Raw genomic sequence first — 21,468 nt, 5'->3', positions numbered from 1 at the left:
CAAGAGGCTATGTTGGGACCCGCCCGTCCTCGCGGTCCATGGCAGACGGAGCTCTTCACAATCGACTGTCGGGAGCGTCATACGTGAAATCCAGTGATGTGCCGTTGCCAATCTTTCGACACAGCGCAGGCTCGGCCGATTCTTCGCAGGCTGCCGCAGCGAGGGTGAGTCGATCTGGCTCATCTTTCGCGCAAAAAACCTAGGATTAAAGCAACAAACTCAACAAAAGTACTAATTAAGCAGATGTTAATTTATCACCAGACACTTGTCTCTGTCTATATAAATTGGAACGGCCCTATTCATAATATCCATCAAGACTCGGACTGCTCCTGAGCGCCCGACGTAGTCAAGGACGCCGAGTTGATCTGCAAATGGGCCGCTCTCTACTTTGATTGTTTTTCCCGCTTGGAACATATCCTTGGGGTGCAGGAATCCCGCTTCGTCGGTGGCCATGATCAAGGCTTCGACGATTCCGTAAGGGACTGGTATCGGCTTGCGGTCGCTCATCACGAGCTTGCGCACGCCGACGGTCGAATTGATCGGCGACCATCTCTGCCGTTGAATATCCAGTGATACGAAAAGATAGCCATCAAAATAGGCACCGCACACAGTCTTTATGCTGCGCGCATGGCGAACGGTTCGGCGCCGTTTCGGCAGATAGGTCCGCAAGTTTTGTGAAGTCAGATGCTTTTCAGCCAGGGTCTCACAATGTTGATGTGTCTGCACCACGTACCAGCGTTCGGGCTGAGCATCGCGTGCATCGTCCAGTGGCACCGAACGTGAACCATCGTGTGAGTTGTCACTCAGCATCTTTTCACCTCCATCTTATTTTTTAATTGTTCGATTTTTATTCAGTATATTTCTGTTTGTTACTTTGTGCTTGTTTATTGTTATTAAATATTCGCGATGTATTAACTATCTTGTTAAAGGTGAACTGCTTCTTTTCCTCGAGAGTCGAGTGGATTTGCTCATCAATTCAGGTAGCGGCCGTCATATCCATTGCCGTCGAGAGACGCGTAGCGGCCATATTTGGGCAACTTCGGCCCATCGACCATCGTCAGGGCAATCCCGGCGATCTTGGATTTGTCGCCGAGGTATCGAATGCCCTCAGCCACCGCTTCGCGGGACGTGTCTCGCCACTTCACGACGAACACCACCTTGTCGGCATGTCCGGCAAGAATGGAGGCATCTGCCACCGGGCCGACCGGCGGCGCATCGATGATCACGGTGTCATAGGTTGCCCGGAACTCGTTGATGAGCGACCGCATCCGTGCCGAGGCAAGGAGAGCGGGAGGGTTCAGGGTCTTGGCGCCGGCCGGCAGAACGTGAATGCCCGAGCGCTCGTCCAGGTGGATTGCCTTGGCGGGATCGATCGGGAGCGTCAGAAGGTCGACCAGGCCGACATTCTCCGTCATGCCAAAGAAGGCGGTGGTGGCCGAAACCCTGAGATCGGCATCTATTATCAGCGCGCGCTCCCCGTCTGCGGCGGCAGAGCAAGCAAGGCTGAGTGCAAGCGTCGTCTTGCCTTCGCCCGGCATCGCCGAGGTGACGAGGGTGATTGATGGCGCATTATCCGTGTCGGGTATGTCGCCGAGACCCAGGCGCAATCTTCTAACGGCCTCGCTGTAGCGCGACAAGGGACGGTGCTCCAGGTACGCCACCGGCTGCACGCGCGATTTTGTCCGCGACCATTCCGTCATCCGCGGCAGGGAGGCGAGAACTGGAACGGCCAGTGCTTCTTCGACCTGGCGCCTTGCCATGAAGCCGGATGAAAACAGCTCGCGGACAAGCGCGCCGGCTCCGCCCAAGGCAGCACCGACCACCAGGCCCACGGCCGCAAAAAGCGGCCTGTTCGGGAAGCTTGGCGCGAGCGGGACGCCGGCGCGTGTAATGACGCGCACGCCGCTGCTCAGCAATGTCGATTTCTCCTCGGCGATCTTGGCGCGCGACAGGAATGTCTGGAACAGTTCCTTGTTCGCAGCTGCAATCCGCTCCAGATCGCGCAACTGTACGCCGACCTGATCCTCAACCGCCGACTGGCCGGATACCGACGCCAGCGCCCGAGACAGCGCAGCTTCGCGCGCTTCTGCAGCTTCCACCTCGTTTCTGAGGTTGCCGACGAGCCGCTGTATCTCGGCGGCGATCTGCTGCTCGATGTCGCGGTGCTCCGCCTGGACCGTCATCACCTCAGGATGCTGCTCGCCGTAACGTAGCCGCAGATCTGCTTCCTTGCGCGTCACGACGCCGGCCTGGGTGCGAAGCGCGCTGACGACATCGGATTGCAGCACGTCGGGCAGGGTCTGGGCATCGCCTCCGGAACTAACGACCTTCTCCGCCTGCTCGAACTTCGAGCGTTTTGTTGCCAGTTCAGCACGGGCGTTGATGAGGGCTATGTTCAACTCGGATAATTGCTGCCCGGTCAGGCTTCCGGACTGGGTCGCCAAAAGATTATGCTCGGTGCGGAATTTTTGGACGGCGTTTTCCGAGCGGCTCAGTTCTTCGCGCAGAATTCCGGCGCGTTCGCTCAACCAGGTGGAAGCCTTCTTGGCCCCTTCGTAACGGGATTCGATGCGGTCTTGGACGTAGACTTGGGCAAGCGCATTGGCGAGGCGCGCCGCCTGTTCGGGATCATGTGAGGTTACGTTGAGCTCGATGACATCGGCCAGTCCGACGCGCGAAACCTCGAGCGCGCTCTCGAGCCAGGTCAAGGCCCCGGCCTCAAGCGCAGGGTCTGACGCCAACCTTTCGCTTTCGACAACCTTCTGAAGCAGCGAGGCGGACGTCAGGATGGCGATCTCGCTTTCGATGAATGTGGAGTTGTCGCGCAGTTCAGGCCCAGCGTCCTGAGAGAGGATATAATCCTTCGGAGCGTCGAGCAGTATCCTGGAAATGGCTGTATAGGACGGAGTGACGACGAGCGAGATTCCAACGAAAGCTCCGAGCGTTAAGACCGCGGTGCACGATATGAATTTCCAACGCCGGCGAAGAAAATCGATAATCTCCCTTACGTCGAGCAGCGCCGGTTCCGGTGTCACGATCACGCGGTCGGTCGAGCTCTGCATTGTCAAATCCCTTCAAATATCCACAATGATTATGTTTCGCCGGTGCTGCACCAGCGGAGGGGCCTGCAGTAAACAAACGTTTGAGGAGCTAATGGTTAGTCGCACTCACGCGCAGCAGTCCCGGCATTCGCACACCGGTTCGCCGTACGCCCAAGTCATCCTGCTCCGCCGTCGACCGATCAAACTGCCGGCCACCGAAAAATATATCAGGTTCGCTGATATCAGTGCCATCAGCACTAGTGCGTAGTAAGCTGAAGCAAGGGATGAGGAGACGAGTACCTTTGGCCAATTGTATCGCCAAAAGGCGAATGGCGCGTACCACTATTGTGGTAGGGTCAACGGGGAGATACGCGAATGAGACTGCTGACGAATTGCGTCTCAAGATGGTAATCGTCGAGCCGGAGCAGACCGGGGCCGCCGAAAAGGCCGCCGAGTTGGCACCCTAGCCATTTTCGACGACACTTTGATGAACCGGAACACCGGCGCGTTCGGATGGAACGCCCGGTTGATCAGACGCTCAACTTGAACTGTCTCAGCGAGCCGTGGGTCGCCATGGATACACTCATCGAATTCGCTTCACAGAGCCTTGCGGACAAATCCGGGATCGTAGCCGTTTTGATGGCGACCTTTCCCGCCGTGCTTTTCCTGAGAGGCGGCCGCAACCTGCGATGCGGCGCCGTTGCGATATTTGTCGGCGCTGTCATATTGATCCTGTTTGGCGTTGAAGGTGTTGCCGGCGCGGTCATTGTCGTGATCGCCGATATTCTCGTGGTTTCGGCTGCGGTGCTCACCATGCGCAAGAGGCTGATTCAGGCCGAAGCGAAACTCGATGCGGCAAGGTTGGCCATCCGGGAATTGGAGATCACCGAAGGCCGGCGCCAAGTCTTCAGCGCAAAAACGTCGGCAGAGCACGCGACTTCCAGTGCTAGTCGATAGGGCTCGAGGTCAGCCATTCGACCGCTGCGCCAGAAGGCAAAGCCAACTGCATATTTCCTTTAATCCAAGCCGGCCGAAGGGCAAAACAGCAGCAATTCAGAATTGCTACGGCGACCTTCTCGCGTCTTGAAGGACGCGCGGCGCCGCAGCGCTTCGGCGGCTCATTGCTCAATGCCTTCATCGGGCGGCAGTTCGTGGGGCTTGATAATGCGTGTTTTCCCGGTGGGCGGAGCCGGTTCCACCATTTCACGGTCACCTGTCTTGGGTGGCAGAAGAACGCCGGCGCATCTCTCGAGCTTCTGCGTCCATTCCTCTGACTGCTCGTTCTCAGGCGTTGCGGGGCCCGTTTGGCAATCGGCGGATGGAGCTTTATCGCCGGTCTGGGGGAATGTCGGATGGGCAGTCAGTATAATGGCGAGCACAGTCAACAGGGCGGTTCTCGCCGAGATGGCGACTGATCTCACTCGACTGGAGATGCGAGCGTTGCTGATCTGGTTCGGGAACATCATGGAGACCAAACCGACAGCACCGTCGTTCGTTCCGAAGCAATCGATCTCCGCCACGGAGCCGGAAAACTTGGCTTCCCCTCCCACAGGGCGTATCCTGACTTCGTTGCCATTGGCGGCGAACATGCCCGGAAGAGCACTGTAAAGGACGACTAGGATAGAAGCGATGGCTTCGAGCAAGAAGACGGTTGATGAAAACGAGACCTTGCTGATCAACAATGCGGTACCCCGTGCGGTCGAGCCGAATGCGGCGCCGATCGATGATGTCCCGGATCGGTTGCTCATACTCGCCAACAGGCTGCAAAGGGCTCTCGATTCCCGGCGAGCCACAACGGCGAGCAACCGCGCGCAGCGCCGGAAGAACTGAGATGCGCAGAAGGATCGAGGACGGAATATGATGCCGGAACTGCAGCATTTGCGGGTGCTCGTGGCGGAGGATGAGTTCTACGTCGCCAATGACATCGCCCTATGGCTCGAACGGGCCGGCGCGACCATCATTGGCCCCACCCCAACGGTGCAAGAAACCTTGAAGCGCCTTTCGAAGGCTGATGATATTCAGGTTGCTGTCCTCGACATCAACCTGAATGGGGAGTTGGTTTTTCCCGTCGCGGACGAGCTCGCGCGCCGATCGGTGCCATTGATCTTTTTCAGCGGCTGCGACGATTTGAGTGTTCCGGAAAGGTTCAGTTCGGCCGCGCGCCTTAGCAAATGCACTGGTTCGTCAGACCTGGTGAGCGCCGTTTTCGAACAGTATCTGCTGAATATATCATCGCTTGCCCCGATCTATGGAGGCCTGCCCGATCAACCCGTTACGGATCTCATTCCCGGCCTGCGCCTCAGAGCCAGGGCGCTGCTGTCGAGCGTCAAGGCTGCGGACTTCCTCGTCGAGCGTACGCTCGAACGCGCGATTGCCTTGGCCGCCACGAGGCAGAGAACACAGCCGCTCGATGCATGGCTGCACGAGTTGATGATGATCATTCATGGCGAAAGCCCGTACGGGCCAAACTGAAGGCAGCTCTTCGCGGCTACATGGACGAGAGGCGAAGTTCGGCGTGCATGGGCGGTTCACGGACTTCGTCCGGGTTCGGCGTCCGCTTCTCATCCGGCAGATCCTCGGGTTCTGGTTCTTCGACCGGCCGTGGTGTCCGGTTCGGCCTCGGTGTTGGTGGCTGTTGCTCGCCGGGTCTACGTGGGGTCGGGCTCATTTCCTTTTCCTCATTTTCCAAGCAGAACCGGCGTTTACCCGCATAGTTCCGAGAAGTTTCGAGGATTGCAGCGTGCGGCGCGTTCGATCCGGTCGGAACCCTTGTAGCGGCGCTTGTGCGCCCCCCAATCCGATCCGGAACAAATCCACGATTTTAGAGTTTGCAAGGCGCAACACTAAACGAGGGTCAGTGTCATGGACGATAGGGAGGAACGCATTCGCCGGCGCGCATATGCGATATGGGAAAGTGAGGGACGGCCCGAAGGTGCCGACCAGCGCCATTGGGAACAAGCCAGCCGCGAACTGGCTGAACGTGAGCGCCTCCATCCCACGGACGACGCCGACGACGATACCGGAACCGTGGTTGCGCCGTCGACGGCTCCGCACGGAAAGGCCGGCCGCGGACCCGATGAATCCTGAACGGAAAGGAGAGCAGTCATGCGAATTTCCGAAATCATGACGAGGGACGTCCACGTTGCCAGCCCGGACGATACGATCTCAACGGTTGCGCGGGAAATGGCCGAAAACGATATCGGCTTTCTGCCGGTCGGCGATAATGATCGCCTGGTCGGCATGATTACGGACCGCGATATCGTCGTACGCTGTGTCGCCGACGGTCGCGACGACAAGACCCGTGTTGGCGACATCATGACCGCCGACGTCAAATACTGCTTCGACGACGAAGACGTGTCCGACGTGGCGCGCAACATGGGCGATGAGCAGGTACGCCGCTTGCCCGTCGTTGATCGTAACAAGCGGCTTGTCGGCATCGTTTCGCTGGCAGATGCGGCGCGTCGAGATCCCGGTTTGGCGGGCGTTGGCCTCAAAGGCGTGACCGCTCCGGGCGGCGCCCACAACCAAAGGCCGTAGCAATGGCTGACACCCGCGACCGGCGCTCGCTCTGGCGCTCTCCAGTCCTGCTATCGGCGCCCGAGGAGCGTGCCTGGGCGCGAGAAGTCGCCGTTCACGCCCACGCCGGCCAGCGTGACAAGGCAGGCGAACCCTACATACGGCATTGTCAGCGCGTTGCCGACGCCGTTCAGGGCGACAAGGCCAAGACGGTTGCCTTCCTCCATGATGTGCTTGAAAAATCGCCGGGATGGACGGCTGAAAGGCTGCTGGATTCCGGCTTTTCACCGGAGGTCGTTACCGCTGTCGAATCTCTGACGCGGCGACCGGGTGAAACGAAGGATGCGTTGACGATCCGCGCCGCCGCCAACCCGCTTAGCCTGGAGGTGAAGCGGGCGGATCTCGGCGACAATCTTGCCCAGCTCCAACGCCTCGGAAAAAACGGCGCCGAATACGGACGCCGGCTGCACCTGCTTGATGAAATCATCAGCCAGGACACGCTCGCAGAGCGGGACGAAACGGCTGAAGGCCTGAATTCAAATCTGACGAGCGGGACGCGGCTTGACCGCGTCGATGCTGCCCGCCGGGCGCTTCGCAGGCAGAATACCGATCGCGTCGCGAGCCGATCTTTCGTCGTTCTGTTCGGCTTGGCCCTCGTCGGCGCGCTCTACCTGATTTTCATGCAGTGATCGGGAAGGGCCGGCTCATTGAACCGGCACACCGCTCATGCGATAGGCGAGTTCATCGCGAGCTCGGCTCAATCTGCTCTTGATTGTTCCAACGGCACAGTCGCAGATTTCGGCTGCCTCTTTGTAGCTAAGGCCATAGCCGGCGACGAGCACAAGGACCTCCCGATGGACGGGGGCGAGCGTTTCCAGCGCCGAGCGCAATTCGCAGTTCAGCACACACCATTCTTGTGGTGGGGCCATTGGTATCGGCAATTCGGCGCAGTTGACGGCGCCGGGCGCTTCGCGCCGACGCAATTTGTACTGCGTGCGGAAGGCATTGTGCATGATGGTGAAGAGCCACGACTTCAGATTTGTGCCGGGTTCGAAGCCATCGATACCGCGCAATGCGCGAAAAAGGGTTTCTTGCAGGAGATCGTCCGCCTCGAAGTTGGAGGTGACGAAGGTGCGTGCAAACGCCCGTAACGCCGGAATGAGGTCAACGACCTGGGTCTCCAGCGGCTGCGTTTGGTCTTCCTTCTCAGGGGTGGAAGGCATGGGGATACTGCCTTTCGAGGTAGCTGAGTTGCTCTTTAGACAATGCGCGGTCGGCCTTTATGTTCCGAGCCGCGGCGCTCCCGGCAGCATGATGGAACCAACGCCGCTTCCTTTCTGTTGGAGATGCCGTTGGAAGAACTCCAGCCGAGCTTGTCGGCCAAGACGAGGCACAAAATGAAAAAGATCGAGCTGAAGCTTATGGCTCACCGAAAAATCCTGACCGCGCTCCTGGCGGTTGCTGCGCGCGATGACGCATGCTGGGAAAGGCTCATGGCCCATCTGCGCGACGATCTCGTCGTCCAGGATCACGAGGAGGACCCGGGGATCGTTCCAAGCCCGGACTTTGCCTATCAGAACGCCCTCAGCGAAGAACTGATGGACATCGTCAGCCGCGCTGAAGTCCGCGCCGCGGATGATGCGGAAACGAAATAGTGGCGCCGTCACCTCTTCTTGGAGGCGCGGACCGACATGTTGGCGGTTTGGATAGGGCGTCCCTTAGGCGCTCCGATGAACACGCAACGGACGCTAAGGGCCTTGGTTCTAAAGCATCTTTCCACTTCCGCTGGCTCGACACCAAAGCGGGATGCTCCTAGAGCAACAACATCGCGGCCGTCGCGGAGACCATCACTATGGCGGTCGTTCCACCGAGCACCAACATCCACCACGGCGCCTTGAGCTGGCCCATGATGCGGCGATTGGCGGCCATCATCGTCATGATGGCGATGAGGGGGCCTGCGAGTACTCCGTTGATGACCGCACTCCAATAGAGCAGCAGGAATGGATCTACCCCGACAAGAAAAACGGCAACGCTACCGAACGTCGCCAGAGCGATCGTGCCATAGAAAGCTTTTGCCCTCCGAGGTGCGCGATCCAGCCCTTCTGTCCATTGAAACAGTTCCGCAACGGCATAGGCGGCCGAACCCGCCAGAACCGGAACCGCCAACATGCCCGTTCCGATAATGCCAGCAGCAAAGAGTGCGAAGGCGACGTTGCCGGCGATCGGTTGCAGAGCCTCGGCCGCCTGCGCCGACGTTTCGATGTGTGTGGTGCCGTTGGCGTGAAGCGTTGTGGCGGTCGCGATCATGATCGAGAGGGCGACGAGGCCCGACAACGCCATGCCGACGACGGTGTCGATCTCTATGCGCACGAGCTCCGGCTCGGCGGCTTGCGGGTTGGCGCCCAATCTTGGATGATGCCGTCGTCCGAGCTCTTCGACTTCCTGGCCCGCCTGCCAGAAAAGCAGATAGGGGCTGATCGTCGTTCCCAGCACGGCGACGAGCGCCATCGCCTGTTCGCCGCCAAAGGTAAACGAGGGAATGAAAACGCCACGCGCCGCATCCATCCAGGGAACATCGACCACGAAGACGACCGCGACATAGGCAAAGAGCGAAAGCGTCAACCACTTTAAAAACATCGCATAACGCCTGTAGCGTACGAAAATCTCGAGCAGCACGCAGACGATGCCAAACAGCACGGCATAGACGAGCTGTGGCCCACCGACGAGCAGCCGCAGGGCCGCGCCCATCGCGGCGAGATCGGCGCCGATATTGATGACGTTTGCGATCAACAGCATCAATGTGGCCACGCGCGCCAAGGACGCGGGATAGTGCCGACGCAGGTTGCGCGCAAGACCTTGACCGGTGACGGCACCAATCCTGGCGCTCAAACCCTGCACCCCAACCATGAACGGATAACAGAACAGCACGGTCCAGCCGAGCGAGAAGCCGAATTGCGCGCCGACCTGGCTGTAGGTGGCGATCCCGCTTGGATCGTCATCGGCAGCACCGGATATCAGGCCGGCGCCGAGCTTGCGCAAAAAACTGTCGCCGTGCTGTTCGCGCGAAGTCGTTGATGAACGCCGCTCCTGCTTTCCGCTGTCGCCGTCTTCGCCCAATAAACCCGTCTGCCGGACCGGATCCATCATGATCGGCCTTCCGTTGCTGGTGTCGATTCAGCGTCGAACGGCCTTGCTAGGCGATTGTTCCCTCCGGCGCTCTCTGCGTCGCGAACTTCGCCGCGCAATGCATCTGCCCACCCCACAGAGCTACGCGGAGGGGCGGGCAGATGGGAGCGTGTCCGTAGCTATGCGGTGGTCTTCAGTTTCCCGCTGATGTATCGGAACTCCTGCGTCTTGCCGCCGTAGCCGTAGGCGGCGGCCGGAACCTCGTGCACGAGAATGTAGCTCTCTGAATGCAGATTGCCGAGCAGTTGTTCGAACCGGCCGTAAACCGCTTCCAGATAGACCGCCATTTCCGGCTTTGTGTTGGTGCCGTCGACGACCTTGATATCCAGCCAGAAGCTGTTCAGATCCTGCTCCGCCAGCGACCTGCCGCCGGCGAACCAATGGGCGGGATCGATATAGGTGATGGCGACTGCAGTGATTGTCGGGTCCTTGCGCAGGTGCGTAGCCGTCAATTCGCTGACTGCGGCGGCAATCCGCGAAGAGAGAGCCGCGTCGGCCTTGCCGCTGACCGTGATATTGATGATAGGCATCGAAGACTCCTTTTGTTGATTGTGATCCCTTGTTGTCTTCAATCTGTCATTTCATTTGGTGAGATAAAATCGAATTGTTTGATATTAACGATTCGATTATGTTGAAGTAATGCAAGCTTTCGATCCTGACCTGCTCCGAACGTTCCTCGCCTTCGCCGAAGGCGGCTCGCTCGCGCATGCGGCCGCCGCGGTCGGCCGCACCGCTTCCGCTATCACCGCTCAGATGCAGCGGCTGGAAAATATGGTGGGAGAGCCGCTTCTCGCTCCATCGGGAAGAAGACGTATGCTGACGCCCGCGGGAGAGGAACTGCTGGTTCACGCGCGGCGGATTCTCGAAGTTCACCGTGACGCCTGGCTCAGCTTCAAAGGCGCCAAGGCCGATGGCCGCCTGGCGCTCGGCTGCACCCAGGACTTTGCCGACAGCAATCTGCCTGATCTCCTGCGCCTCTTTGCCCGAACGCATCCGCGCGTCCGGCTTGATCTCAGGGTCGGACGGTCACGGGAGCTGACGGCGGCCTATGATCAAGGCGTGATCGACGTTCTGATCGTCATGCGCGAGGGCCCGCAGCCCGACGAGGTCGCTTTGTTGAGCGAGCCGATGCTGTGGCTGTCGGCATCGGGTGAGCCGGCTCCCGCCGGTGGCGAGCTGCCGATCGCGGTGCTGGACCCACCCTGCGGATTCCGGTCGGCGGCCACAGACGCACTTGATAAAGCGGGCCACAGCTATCGTATCGCGGCGACCAGCCCGAGCCTTTCCGGGTTGCGCGCTGCAGTTCGAAGTGGGATCGCGATCACCGCGCGGACCGCGCGATTTATAGGCGAGGGCATCGCCCTCGCACCCCAGGCTCTGTCATTGCCGACGCTGCCGAATGCTGAGTTCTCTCTGCGGCTCAAGCCAAAGGCGGACAAGGCGGCCTCCCGTCTCGCGACGCTTCTTGCCGAAGGTTTGCCGGGCGAAAGCGGGCCGTGAACCGAGCCGGAGGGGCGGCTACTACATCTGCACGGTCATGCCGCCGTCGACGGTCAAGGTAATGCCATTGACGAAGCTTGCAGCGGGCGATGCCAGAAACACGGCCGCAGGCGCGATCTCTTCCGGTCGGCCCCAACGCTTTAAGGGAATGCGGACATCGACGAAGGCCTGGAGTGCCGGATCGGCGGCAAGCGCCGCATTGGTCTCCGTTGCGAACCAGCCGGGCGCGATCGCATTGACTGTCAGCGTGTCGGAGCCGAGTTCGGCCGCGAGCGAGCGGGTGAGGGCATCAAGGCCGCCTTTTGCGGCCGTATAGGCGGGGTCTCCGGGGCGTGCAACGAAGGCGGCGATGGAGGTGACGAAAATCAGCCGCCCCGCGACGGAGCGGCGAAGATAAGGAAGCGCTGCCTTCGCCATTCCATAGGCAGCCGTCAGGTCGGCGTTGATCAGCGCAGCAAAGGAAGCGAGGTCCATGGCGTCCGTACCGCGCCGGTCACGCTCGCCGACCGCATGGATCAGAATGTCGAGCTGTCCCGTTCCCGCCAACGCCGCGTCGACAATTTGTGCGGCGTTCGTCGCCACGTCGCCTGGGGCGATATCGAGCGCTATGCCATCGTCGGCAAGTCGGCGGCGTGCCGCTTCAAGTGCCTCACGGTTACGACCATTGATTGCTACCGCCGCGCCCGCTCTGGCGAGAGCCTTTGCCATTTCGAGGCCGAGGCCGCGACCACCGCCTGTCACCAGGGCGGTCTTTCCGCTGAGGTCGAACATATCGGTCTCCGTATCAGTGGCCGCTTTCAGGTCGATCAATCTCGACAGACGAGCTTTAGCGCCTGCCGCGGCATCCGCCAAGAATACCCTCGCGTGCCTTCCGTCGCTCGCTGTCTCGGCGGCCGCCCGATGGCACAACCAATGGCACGACCAGTGGCGATGTCCGGGTTGACCGTCTCGTGGAGCCGGGCATCGCGCGGCTGGCGGATGCTGGCTCCTATTGTCCGGCTGGTTTTCCCCCACAGGCTGCCGGCATCAGTGCAGATTGAACGATGCCGACCGACCGGGCCTTGATCGATGCCGGGCCCCTTGACGGGGAAGCAGGGAGCACTCTCGGCCCGTATGTGGATGGTGGTTGGATAGGTCGAAGCTGAATGGCTCGAAGGCCAATGGGCCGGCCAATCGCTTGTCGGTGATCCCGAGTCCGATGCGATCGTAAAGCGGCAACGCACTGTTATACGCGCTGCCTGTTATAATTGAGGAATAAGCGACCGCGCCATTCGGGCGCGGTCGGCTTTCGTCCGGTCGGCCGTAAACCGACCCGCGGCGCGTCACTTCATCGTGTAGACGTCGATGCTGAAGTACTTGTCGTTGATCTTCTTGTAGGTGCCGTCAGCGCGAATCTCGTCGAGTGCCTTGTTGATCTTCTCGCGCAGATCGTTGTCTTCCTGGCGGACGGCAATGCCGACGCCTTCGCCGACGAACTTCTTGTCGGTGATCGGTTCGCCGATGAGCTCGCAGCAGCCCTTGCCATCATCGTTCTTCGTGACCCAATCGAGCAGCGGCAGCATGTCGCCGACCTGGAGATCGAGGCGTCCATTGACCATGTCGAGATTGGCCTCGTCCTGGGTCGGATAGAGCTTGATCTCGGCGTCGGGGTAGGTCGCGGTGATGTATTCGGCCTGGGTAGTGCCGGACTGCGCGCCGATCACCTTGCCCTTGAGCGCCTCGTTGGTGAACTCCGTGATGCCCGAGCCCTTTGGCGCGGCATGCGTCATCGCGGCAAGATAATAGGGATTGGTGAAGGCAACCTGCTTCTTGCGTTCCTCGGTGATGAACATCGAGGCGATGATCAGGTCGTATTTCTTGGCGAGCAGGCCGGGAATGATCCCGTCCCAATCCTGGGCCACCACTTCGCACTCGACCTTCATGCGCTCGCAGAGCGCAAGCCCGATATCCACATCGAAGCCGCTGATCTTGCCGGCGGGATCGATGAAGTTGAAGGGAGGATAGGCGCCTTCGGTACCGATCTTGATCTTCTCCGCCGCGTGAGCCGACGAGGCGGTTGCCGCCACGATGGCGAGTACGGCTGCTGCAATCTGCTTCTTCATTTACGTTCCCCTTGTTTGCATCATTCCTGATGCTTTCCAGGGAAGACTATGCTGCCGAGGTCTATAAGCGAAATAGATAGGCGCGATAACCGGTATTGTTTTGGTTGATTGCCATCTTCAGCATGGCGTCACTTGTAGCGACCGTGGCGCTGAAGAACCTCGATCTTGTAGCCGTCGGGATCGACCAGGAAGAAGAAGCGGGCAAGCAAGGTGCCATCACGGTTGAAGGCGACGATCTTGCCGGGGCTGAGGCCCGCATCGGTGGCGCGTTGATGCTCGGCATCGAGATCGGCGACCGAGAATGCAAGATGGCCATAGCCGTCGCCGAGTGCATAGGGCTCGGTTCGATCCTTGTTGACCGTCAGCTCGACTTCGAATTCGCTCTCCTCATTGCTGAGATAGACGAGAGTAAAGGTTTCGAAGTCCAGCCTTTCGGCGACCTCAAGCCCGAAGGCCAGGCGATAGAAATCGGTCGACTTCTTTTCGTCGAGAATGCGGATCATCGAATGGATCGCCTTGGCCATCAGTGTTTCCTTTGGCGTTGAATGCGAGCGGGATAACAGAAACACGCTCGGTGAAACCGGCTTGCGCAGGCGCTGCGATCAGGCCTTCGCCTGCCGCTTCTTCAATTGTTGCTCGCGGAAGAAGATGAAGAGGCCCGAGGCGACGATCAATGCCGCTCCGATGATCACCGTCGCACGAGGTGTGTCGCCGAAGAAGAACCAGCCGAAGACCACGGCCCAGAAAAGCAGCGTGTATTGCAAGGGCACGACCGTCGCAGCATCGGCAAGCTTGAGCGAGCGATTGACCAGCATATGCGCAAGCATTGCAACAATACCGAGCATGCCGAGTTGTAGCAGCGCCTCGCCGCCAACGGGCGCCCAGCCAGAAGGATTGGCTGCGACGCCGACGAGCGAGAAGATCAATGCGCCGACGATCTGCCAGAAGACGAGGGTAGTATCTGGTGTCGAACGCAGCGTGCGGCCAAGCATCAGCGCGAAGGCGAAGGCGGCGCTGCCTGCAAGGGCAATCAATGCCGGCAGGCCAAGGCTTTCCTTGGAAGGTTCGAGCGCGATCAAGACACCGGCAAAACCGATCAGGATCGCCGTCCACCGCCGCCAGCCGACCTTCTCGCCGAGCAGGAACGGCGAGGCCGCAGCGACATAGATCGGCGCAGCCAGCCAGTAGGTCATGGTGTCGGCAAGCGGCATATAGGCGACCGCGAAATAGAAAGCGGAGGCATCGATCGCAAAGAGCAGCGAGCGAAGCGCCTGCAGTCCCGGCCGCTCGATCTGGAACATCGAGCGCAACCCGCGCCTGAGAATGAAGGGCGAGAGGAACAAAAGGGCCGCAATGCTGCGGATCACCATCAATTGGCTGACGGAATAGGTCGCGACCAGCCATTTCCCCATAACGTCGTTCAGCGAGAACATCAGCATGCCGAGCAGCATAATGAGGACGCCGGTCCGGGCGGCATTCGGGGCGGTTACGGGGACGGTGATCACAGTCATGTTGGGGCCTTCAGCAAGTTGTGCACGCCATGACACATTCCGATCCGTCGATCCATTGCCGTTCGCATATGGAACGATAAGTTTTGCGAATGAATGGGTTTGGGTGTTCGGGCGCCCAACCAAGATACCCCTATGCCAACACGACGCTGACACTCCCCTCCTCGGCCACCAGCGCGATCGAGAAGGGTTCCGGCTTCAGTCTGGTGCGGCTGTTCGCGTACTCAACGCAACTTGCGCATGCTGCATAGAATGTTGCTGCGAGCGTTGGCGCTTCCGCGTACGAAAAGGTTTTGTCGATCTACCGGCGTAATGTTTGCAAACTGCTCACAACTAGCGCGATCGAGGAGGGGCTGCCGGCGATCGGGGAGGCACCAAGGATATGTTCCTCAAGCTTACAGGCCGCCCGCGTGCGCCAGCGTTTGCGGATTATAGACTCATGCTCCGTATATCCGTGCCAAGCACTCCGGGACACGGTCCGGCGTGGCCGGACTGACAGTCTGAGGGACCAGCGATCCCCTCAGCTTAATTCCCACCGGTCCAAGGCACGCTTTCTGGCCCTAACAAGGGTTTGGACATCGGCTGCGTAAAGTTCGAGGGTCCTCTCGTGCATGGCGAGAAGTACTCGCCGGTCTGCTTCCTCGGAGTTTCTCCGACGCTCGGGATCGTCTTGCCAGGATGCTTGATCCCTTGCGGCCTCGAGACGCACATCCGCCATAGCAAGGTTCTGTTCGATGACGGCGAGAAGAGACGGGTGAGTTTCGTGGATGGGGAAAAGGAAGTTGCTGGGGATGTACATCGGAGCGCTCCCGATTGGGGCGGAAGCGCACGTATCTCCCGGCTAGCAGCGCCCTGTTCAAATGCTGCTAATGAAGTCCAACGGGAATGTTGCGGATTTGTTCCCTGAGCGCCGCTTACTTGGCCAAGTTATCGATTGAGTGACATGGGCTGGGCCCGCAAATACAGCTGGACGGATGCTGTTCGCCAGCGTCATCCTGGCGAACGTGTCTATACCTTCTGGGAGTACTTTCGAAACGCCTTCGTAAGAGACGTCGGTCTTCGCGATCACTTCTTTCTCAGCCCGGACGTTCCCCGAAGGCTTTCAGGTGCAGGGGTCGACAAGCATGTGCGCGGCTGGGATCATACCACTGACCACGCGCCCACATGGATGGAGCTTTTCCTTCAACCATGAGACGGAGGAGCAGCAATGCCGAAACATGACTGGCGGGGCGACCTGCGTCTTGGTCTCGAGAGTCTGATCGACGCGGCCGTCAACCGCGGAGCGCAGCATAGGGATGTCTGCGCCGCCATACTCGAAGACTTAGAACGCTTGCGCCTCGCTTACGACAGAGATTCCGATCCCGCCGATGACGTCAGCGAGCGGTTTGTCGAAGAACCATCTAACAACTGGCCTGCAGCTGACTAAGCCTGAGCCAGCTCGTCGATACGAGCCGATTGGCCAGTCGATCGTCCTTAACGCTCGCAAGATCGTGGAGCGTCTTACGTGTCGTGCGGGTCTTTTTCGCCGAAAGAAACACCGTGAGACATGCAGCGCGGGCATTGTCCTTCTGGAAGCGTTCGGGTGCCTATTCTCGACGGGGTAGATCAAGGTCCTGGCCTCCCGGCTTACGCGGACGTACCGGCGCGCGGGCCGTAGTCGGCTGGCGGCGCGTCGGGTGCTAGCGGCGCCCGGCCGATCTGTTCTATTAAGCGAGGGGCGCCCGCGGTCGAAACCCAAGTCATCTGCGGGACGTGTCGAGTCGCGGCGCGCCAACGATTCGACGAGCTTCTTGACCGCGTTGCGTTGGGCATCAGATTCGATTTTGTCGAATTCACCTGTCAATTCCAAAGCTGCGAAGCTGACGTTGGGAACCGCTGCAATGTTGGTGCTTGCGTCCACGTCTGCGAAGAGCTGGGCAGCAAGCCAATCCCGCCAAACCGTTTGGTGATCGCCAGACAAAGCAAGAAGCGCCCCCTTGACGTTCCTCCGGACGTTGCTATTTAGAAAATCGCTCCCGCCCTTAAGACATCAGACGCGGGAGGAACACTGGTGCCGGGCCCCTCTGGCGAGAGTTTTTACGGCGCTCTCGTGATGTCGGTACCGCCAGCAAATTAGCCGGCGGATTAGCTCCAATGAAAACTGATCTCATGCCTCACGCATGTGCCCCTTCGGCTGTGCGCATTTCCGTTTTGAAACCGCATTTCTTCACCGATCCCGGCGTGGTTCGCGCAAAGGAGGCTCGTCGATGACACAGCCTCAATCGCACGCGAGCGCGCTCGGCTATTTCAAATGGGCCTTCATCGTCACGGCGGTGGGCCTTGTGCTCGGCGCCTGGCTGGGCTGGCAATCGACCGGAACCGTCGGTGGGATGGTCTCGGTCTTCTTCATCTGCACCGTGCTTGCGGTGCTGGAAATCTCGCTGTCCTTTGACAACGCGATCGTCAACGCCAACAAACTCAAGGACATGACGCCCGAGTGGCAGCATCGCTTCCTGACCTGGGGTATCATCATCGCCGTTTTCGGCATGCGCATCGTCTTCCCGCTGTTGATCGTCGTCATCGCGGCGAAGATCGGCCCGATCGAAGCGATCGTTCTCGCCGCAAGCAAGCCCGAGGAATATGCGCGCATCATGAACGACGCGCATCTGCCGATCGCCGCCTTCGGCGGCACCTTCCTGATGATGGTCGGTCTGACCTACTTCTTCGACCATGAGAAGGACGTGCACTGGATCAAATGGGTCGAGAGCAAGATGGCGCGGTTTGCGACCATCAAGGGCATCGAGATCGCTTTCGTTCTGGCACTCATCCTCGGCTTCTCGACGCTGCTCGATCCGGCGGAGGTCCACACCTTCGTCTATTCGGCGATCTACGGTCTGTTGACGTTCCTCGTGGTGGAGGTGGTCGGCGGCCTGCTCGACGCCTCGCAGGAAACCATGAGTGCGGCGGCAAAAGGCGGCTTCGGTGCCTTCCTCTACCTGGAAGTGCTTGATGCCAGCTTCTCGTTCGACGGCGTCATCGGCGCCTTCGCGCTGACGCAGAACCTCTTCGTCATCGCGATCGGTCTCGGTATCGGCGCCATGTATGTGCGCTCTATGACGATCATGCTGGTGGAGAAGGGTACGCTCAGCGAATACCGCTACCTGGAACACGGCGCATTCTACGCGATCCTGATCCTCTCGGTGGTCATGTACTTCCAGACCCTGATCCACATTCCGGAAGTGATCACCGGCCTTGGTGGGGCTGCCCTCATCGGCATCTCGCTCTGGTCGTCAATCCGCTACAACAGGCGCGAACGCGAAATGGAGCAGGCGGAAGCAAGCGATCCCGGCCAGCGACTGCGCGCCTGATAACATCTCAAAATGTGTCAACGGACCCGGCGGACACGTCCGCTGGTGCTGTTCGCCATATATCTTGGAACTTTCGTCACCGAAATTAAGCAGAATCCACCCAAGGTTTAAAGCCTTGGGTGGATTAGGTGCTGGCGCAGCATGTTCGGCTGCCATCCAGGTATCATAGTGTTGTTCGATATTGATCAGCACACGCTGTCGCTTTTCGCCTCGCTGGCAGCTCGCAGCGCGTTTTTCACTGCGAGGCAGGCTTCACCCTTGAGAGCTGAAAGGATCGTGTCCCACCGGATGGCTCAACCGCATGAAGGGTTCCTTAGGCTTGTCGCAGGAATCCAGGCTCCGTGCTCATCCCACATCTCTTCGGTTTCGCGATTGTGGTCGCTATGTGTAGATGTTGAAGGATAGCGGGTCAGCCAACGGTTTCTCCTCGAGCATTTTCGGCGGTGCGCCCCGCCGTCCGATGCTCATTGACCCCTGGTGATCCGGACGTTCGAAACCGTGCACGACGGCTCCAAAGCCTTTCGCTCCGACTGTTGGATATGCCACAGCCCCCCCGGCCGCATAGGTCAAGGAGTTCGATGCCTTCCGGCGGCACCACCGGCAGCAGGGGTTTCGACGCCCCAAAACAGTGCGTGCTGCTCCGACCCGAATCTATGACATCCTGTTGAATTTGTCCTGAAATCACTTCGTCCGCCCGCGCTTATACCGCCCAACTTCCTGCCTTGACTACCGGGACCGACGGTCGCGAGTGGCATGGAAATGGCGGTGGCGGAATGGAAGATCCTCACCTGCGGTTTGCAAGCCAGCCGGAAACGGCGAAGGCTGCGGACGCATTAGGAGGGAGAGGGGGAAGGGGGCGTTCGCGGCGGGTTGCGGTTGTTGGAGAGAGGCTCCGGCCAGCCCGCTACGGAGAAACGATATGGCACAGGCCATCCAGAAAATCACGCTCAATGCCGGGCGTGACATTCCCTTCAACAAGCTCGTTCTCAGCCAGCAAAACGTGCGCAAGACCAAGGCGGGCGTATCGATCGAGGAGCTGGCCGAAGACATTGCCCATCGCGGACTGCTGAGCAGCCTCAACGTCCGCGCCGAAGTTGATGCCGACGGCAAAGAGACCGGCATCTACCGTATTCCGGCGGGCGGCCGTCGCTACCGTGCGCTGGAACTACTGGTCAACCAGAAGAAGCTGTCCAGCACTGCTGGGATTCCCTGCATCGTCAGCAAAAGCGAAACGCTGGAAGGCGAGGATTCGCTTGCCGAAAACGTCAAGCGCCTCGAACTCCATCCGCTGGACGAGTTTCGCGGCATGATGGCGCTGCGCGAGCAGGGACTCGACGAGGAAGAGATCGCCGCCCGTTTCCACATCTCGGTTGCGACGGTGAAGCAGCGCCTACGGCTGGCCTCCGTCTCGCCGCGCCTGCTCGAATTCTATGCCAATGACGAGATGAAGCTCGGCCAGGTCATGGCCTTTTCGATCACCAATGACCACGTCCGGCAGGAGCAGGTCTGGGACACGATCTCGCGGTCCCATAATCAGGATGCCTATTATATCCGCCGGCTGCTGACCGAAACCGCGGTCCGGGCATCCGATCGACGCGTCGTCTATGTTGGTGTCGACGCCTATGAGCGCGCCGGCGGTGTCGTGATGCGCGACCTGTTCGATGAGGACAATGGCGGATGGCTGCAGGACCCGGCACTGCTTGAGCAGCTCGTGCTGGAAAAACTGAGCGCCGACGCCGAAGCACTGAAGACCGAAGAGGGTTGGAAATGGGTCGATGCCGCCTTCGACTTTCCTTATGGCCACACCGCGGGCCTCCGCCGCTTCTACGGTGAACGGCGCGGGTACACCGACGAGGAGCTCGTGCGCCATGACGCTCTGAAGGCTGAATATGACAAGCTCGATGCCGAATATGCCGCGGCGGAAGACTATTGCGAGGAAACTGAAGCCCGGCTCGACGAGCTCGGCAACGCGCTGGATGCGCTGAACGATCGGCCCTACGTCTTCGACAGGCAAGACGTCGCCCGCGGCGGCGCGTTCATCTCGCTGGCAGCCAATGGCGAGCTGAAGATCGAACGCGGCTTCGTCCGGCCCGAAGACGAACCGGTCGTCGAGACGGATGGTGGCGATGCCGACGGTCGCGACACTGATGGTGAAGGCGGTGACGATGCCGCTACGACCTCTGCGACCCGCGGGGTCCCGATCAATGGCAAGCCTATCGGTATCGAGGAACCGGAGGAAGATGACGGGAAAATTCGCTCGCTCTCCGACCGCGTCATCGAGGATCTGACGGCCGCCCGCACTATCGCGCTCCGCAATGCGCTGGCCAATGATCCGGCGATGGCCTTTATCGCCGCCCTGCACGTCTTCGTCCTGAAAACCTTCTACAGATACGGAGCGGACTCGTGCCTGGAGATCACGGTGCAGCACACCACCTTCAGCCAGACACAGGGGCTCGGCGATACGGTCTGGGCGAAGCAGATCGCTGAGCGGCAGCACGCCTGGGGCCATGATCTTCCCGGCAATGCCGACGAGGTCTGGGACTATCTGATCGCCCTCGACGAGGCGAGCCGCATGGCGCTGTTTGCCCATTGCGTCTCGCTGTCGCTGAACGCCACGAGCCAGGCCTGGAACCGACGCTCGCGGGAAATCGCTCATGCAAAGCAGCTTGCCCAGTCGATCGGGTTCAGCATGGTCGAGGCAGGCTGGGCTCCGACGGTAGACAACTATCTCGGCCGCGTCACGAAGGCACATATCCTGCAAGCCGTTCGGGAGGCGAAAGGCGAACAGTCGGCGCAGCTCATTGATCATCTTAAGAAGCCCGACATGGCGCGTGAGGCTGCCCGGCTGCTGGAAGGCAGCGGATGGCTCCCTGAAGTGTTGCGGCTCCCGGTCGACGAGTCCCCCGCGGAGGCCACTGCTGCGCCCGCGGCAAATGCGGACGAGATCATCGATGACAATGCCGTGGAAAGTGCGCGCGTCGAACTGCCGGCCTTGCTGACGGAAGGCGCCGATGCCGAAGAGGCATCCGTCGATTTCGCGGAGGACGACGGCGCGCATCTCGAAGCGGTGGAATAATCGCTCCCAGCTCCATCGGTCTATCGCAGGCCCGGCCATCGTGCCGGGCCTGCCTGATTCTGAGCGTTGGAAACAAGGCATGTCTTGCCGGAAAACGGGCGGCTGCTCGGGGTGGAGGAAGAGAGGGGCCGGGGAGGATTGAAGCCGGGCAATGGAGAGAGGGTTGTCCGGCCTGAACACGGTCACTTCTCT

Annotated in this window: 19 protein-coding genes and 2 pseudogenes; 11 read left to right on the top strand and 10 right to left on the bottom strand. The window is 60.0% G+C overall.

What is annotated here, in order from left to right:
• Positions 1–246: 246 nt before the first annotated feature.
• Entirely contained in the window at positions 247–810 is a 564-nt protein-coding gene (gene nusG, locus ACQ5BM_RS08545) for a transcription termination/antitermination protein NusG (RefSeq protein ID WP_429810055.1), read from the bottom strand.
• Positions 811–971: 161 nt separating this feature from the next.
• Positions 972–3,062, bottom strand: a complete 2,091-nt coding sequence (locus tag ACQ5BM_RS08540) for a GumC family protein (RefSeq protein WP_429810054.1) — start codon at positions 3,060–3,062, stop codon at positions 972–974.
• A gap of 492 nt (positions 3,063–3,554) precedes the next feature.
• Here ACQ5BM_RS08540 and ACQ5BM_RS08535 point away from each other — a divergent pair, with 492 nt between their 5' ends.
• Complete coding sequence (locus tag ACQ5BM_RS08535) at positions 3,555–3,998, top strand: hypothetical protein (protein ID WP_429810052.1); 444 nt, start codon at positions 3,555–3,557, stop codon at positions 3,996–3,998.
• Positions 3,999–4,159: 161 nt separating this feature from the next.
• On the opposite strand, the gene ACQ5BM_RS08530 is transcribed toward ACQ5BM_RS08535, so the two are convergent.
• Entirely contained in the window at positions 4,160–4,720 is a 561-nt protein-coding gene (locus tag ACQ5BM_RS08530; protein WP_429810050.1) for a hypothetical protein, read from the bottom strand.
• A gap of 181 nt (positions 4,721–4,901) precedes the next feature.
• Here ACQ5BM_RS08530 and ACQ5BM_RS08525 point away from each other — a divergent pair, with 181 nt between their 5' ends.
• The 4 genes and pseudogenes from ACQ5BM_RS08525 (at position 4,902) to ACQ5BM_RS08510 (ending at position 7,246) form a co-directional block, all read left to right on the top strand.
• On the top strand, positions 4,902–5,513 hold the full coding sequence (locus tag ACQ5BM_RS08525) for a response regulator (RefSeq protein WP_429810049.1): 612 nt from the start codon (positions 4,902–4,904) through the stop codon (positions 5,511–5,513).
• Between the two features lie 390 nt (positions 5,514–5,903).
• Positions 5,904–6,012 (top strand): annotated as a pseudogene (locus tag ACQ5BM_RS08520) (DUF2934 domain-containing protein); the annotation flags it as partial.
• A 134-nt stretch (positions 6,013–6,146) separates the two neighbouring features.
• Complete coding sequence (locus tag ACQ5BM_RS08515) at positions 6,147–6,578, top strand: CBS domain-containing protein (protein WP_429810047.1); 432 nt, start codon at positions 6,147–6,149, stop codon at positions 6,576–6,578.
• A gap of 2 nt (positions 6,579–6,580) precedes the next feature.
• Positions 6,581–7,246: an HD domain-containing protein gene (locus ACQ5BM_RS08510; RefSeq protein ID WP_429810045.1), complete on the top strand. Its 666-nt coding sequence runs from the start codon at positions 6,581–6,583 to the stop codon at positions 7,244–7,246.
• A 15-nt stretch (positions 7,247–7,261) separates the two neighbouring features.
• Here ACQ5BM_RS08510 and ACQ5BM_RS08505 read toward each other — a convergent pair whose 3' ends face one another.
• Entirely contained in the window at positions 7,262–7,780 is a 519-nt protein-coding gene (locus tag ACQ5BM_RS08505) for a sigma-70 family RNA polymerase sigma factor (RefSeq protein ID WP_429810043.1), read from the bottom strand.
• 174 nt (positions 7,781–7,954) lie between these two features.
• Here ACQ5BM_RS08505 and ACQ5BM_RS08500 point away from each other — a divergent pair, with 174 nt between their 5' ends.
• Positions 7,955–8,212, top strand: coding sequence for a hypothetical protein (locus ACQ5BM_RS08500; RefSeq protein WP_429810042.1), 258 nt, complete (start codon positions 7,955–7,957; stop codon positions 8,210–8,212).
• A 157-nt stretch (positions 8,213–8,369) separates the two neighbouring features.
• Here the strand turns inward: ACQ5BM_RS08500 and ACQ5BM_RS08495 are convergent, their stop codons facing one another.
• The gene (locus tag ACQ5BM_RS08495) at positions 8,370–9,704 is read right to left on the bottom strand and encodes an Nramp family divalent metal transporter (RefSeq protein ID WP_429810040.1); all 1,335 of its coding nucleotides are present in this window, start codon (positions 9,702–9,704) and stop codon (positions 8,370–8,372) included.
• Between the two features lie 158 nt (positions 9,705–9,862).
• Complete coding sequence (locus ACQ5BM_RS08490; protein WP_429810038.1) at positions 9,863–10,273, bottom strand: tautomerase family protein; 411 nt, start codon at positions 10,271–10,273, stop codon at positions 9,863–9,865.
• Between the two features lie 109 nt (positions 10,274–10,382).
• Between ACQ5BM_RS08490 and ACQ5BM_RS08485 the strand changes: the two genes are divergently transcribed.
• Entirely contained in the window at positions 10,383–11,243 is an 861-nt protein-coding gene (locus ACQ5BM_RS08485; protein ID WP_429810036.1) for a LysR substrate-binding domain-containing protein, read from the top strand.
• A gap of 21 nt (positions 11,244–11,264) precedes the next feature.
• Here the strand turns inward: ACQ5BM_RS08485 and ACQ5BM_RS08480 are convergent, their stop codons facing one another.
• The 4 genes from ACQ5BM_RS08480 to ACQ5BM_RS08465 form a co-directional block, all read right to left on the bottom strand.
• Entirely contained in the window at positions 11,265–12,014 is a 750-nt protein-coding gene (locus ACQ5BM_RS08480) for an SDR family oxidoreductase (RefSeq protein ID WP_429810034.1), read from the bottom strand.
• Between the two features lie 551 nt (positions 12,015–12,565).
• The gene (locus tag ACQ5BM_RS08475) at positions 12,566–13,345 is read right to left on the bottom strand and encodes an ABC transporter substrate-binding protein (protein ID WP_429810033.1); all 780 of its coding nucleotides are present in this window, start codon (positions 13,343–13,345) and stop codon (positions 12,566–12,568) included.
• Positions 13,346–13,473: 128 nt separating this feature from the next.
• On the bottom strand, positions 13,474–13,869 hold the full coding sequence (locus ACQ5BM_RS08470) for a VOC family protein (RefSeq protein WP_429810031.1): 396 nt from the start codon (positions 13,867–13,869) through the stop codon (positions 13,474–13,476).
• A 78-nt stretch (positions 13,870–13,947) separates the two neighbouring features.
• Positions 13,948–14,856 carry a DMT family transporter gene (locus ACQ5BM_RS08465; protein WP_429810029.1) on the bottom strand — a complete coding sequence of 303 codons (909 nt, stop codon included), beginning with the start codon at positions 14,854–14,856 and terminating at the stop codon, positions 13,948–13,950.
• A gap of 964 nt (positions 14,857–15,820) precedes the next feature.
• Between ACQ5BM_RS08465 and ACQ5BM_RS08460 the strand changes: the two are divergent.
• The 4 genes and pseudogenes from ACQ5BM_RS08460 to ACQ5BM_RS08445 all read left to right on the top strand — a co-directional run.
• Positions 15,821–16,045: pseudogene (locus ACQ5BM_RS08460) on the top strand (exodeoxyribonuclease III); the annotation flags it as partial.
• Between the two features lie 15 nt (positions 16,046–16,060).
• On the top strand, positions 16,061–16,279 hold the full coding sequence (locus ACQ5BM_RS08455) for a hypothetical protein (RefSeq protein WP_429810027.1): 219 nt from the start codon (positions 16,061–16,063) through the stop codon (positions 16,277–16,279).
• Positions 16,280–17,099: 820 nt separating this feature from the next.
• Positions 17,100–18,200 (top strand): DUF475 domain-containing protein, encoded by a 1,101-nt coding sequence (locus tag ACQ5BM_RS08450; protein ID WP_429810025.1) that lies wholly within the window; start codon positions 17,100–17,102, stop codon positions 18,198–18,200.
• A gap of 919 nt (positions 18,201–19,119) precedes the next feature.
• On the top strand, positions 19,120–21,276 hold the full coding sequence (locus tag ACQ5BM_RS08445) for a ParB/RepB/Spo0J family partition protein (protein WP_429810023.1): 2,157 nt from the start codon (positions 19,120–19,122) through the stop codon (positions 21,274–21,276).
• Positions 21,277–21,468: the final 192 nt, after the last annotated feature.

Origin of the sequence: Ensifer sp. B1-9, assembly GCF_050474445.1 — a bacterium.
Taxonomy (GTDB): Bacteria; Pseudomonadota; Alphaproteobacteria; order Rhizobiales; family Rhizobiaceae; genus Ensifer.
Note: the sequence above shows the minus strand (reverse complement) of the source record. Positions and strands in the feature narration are given on the sequence as shown.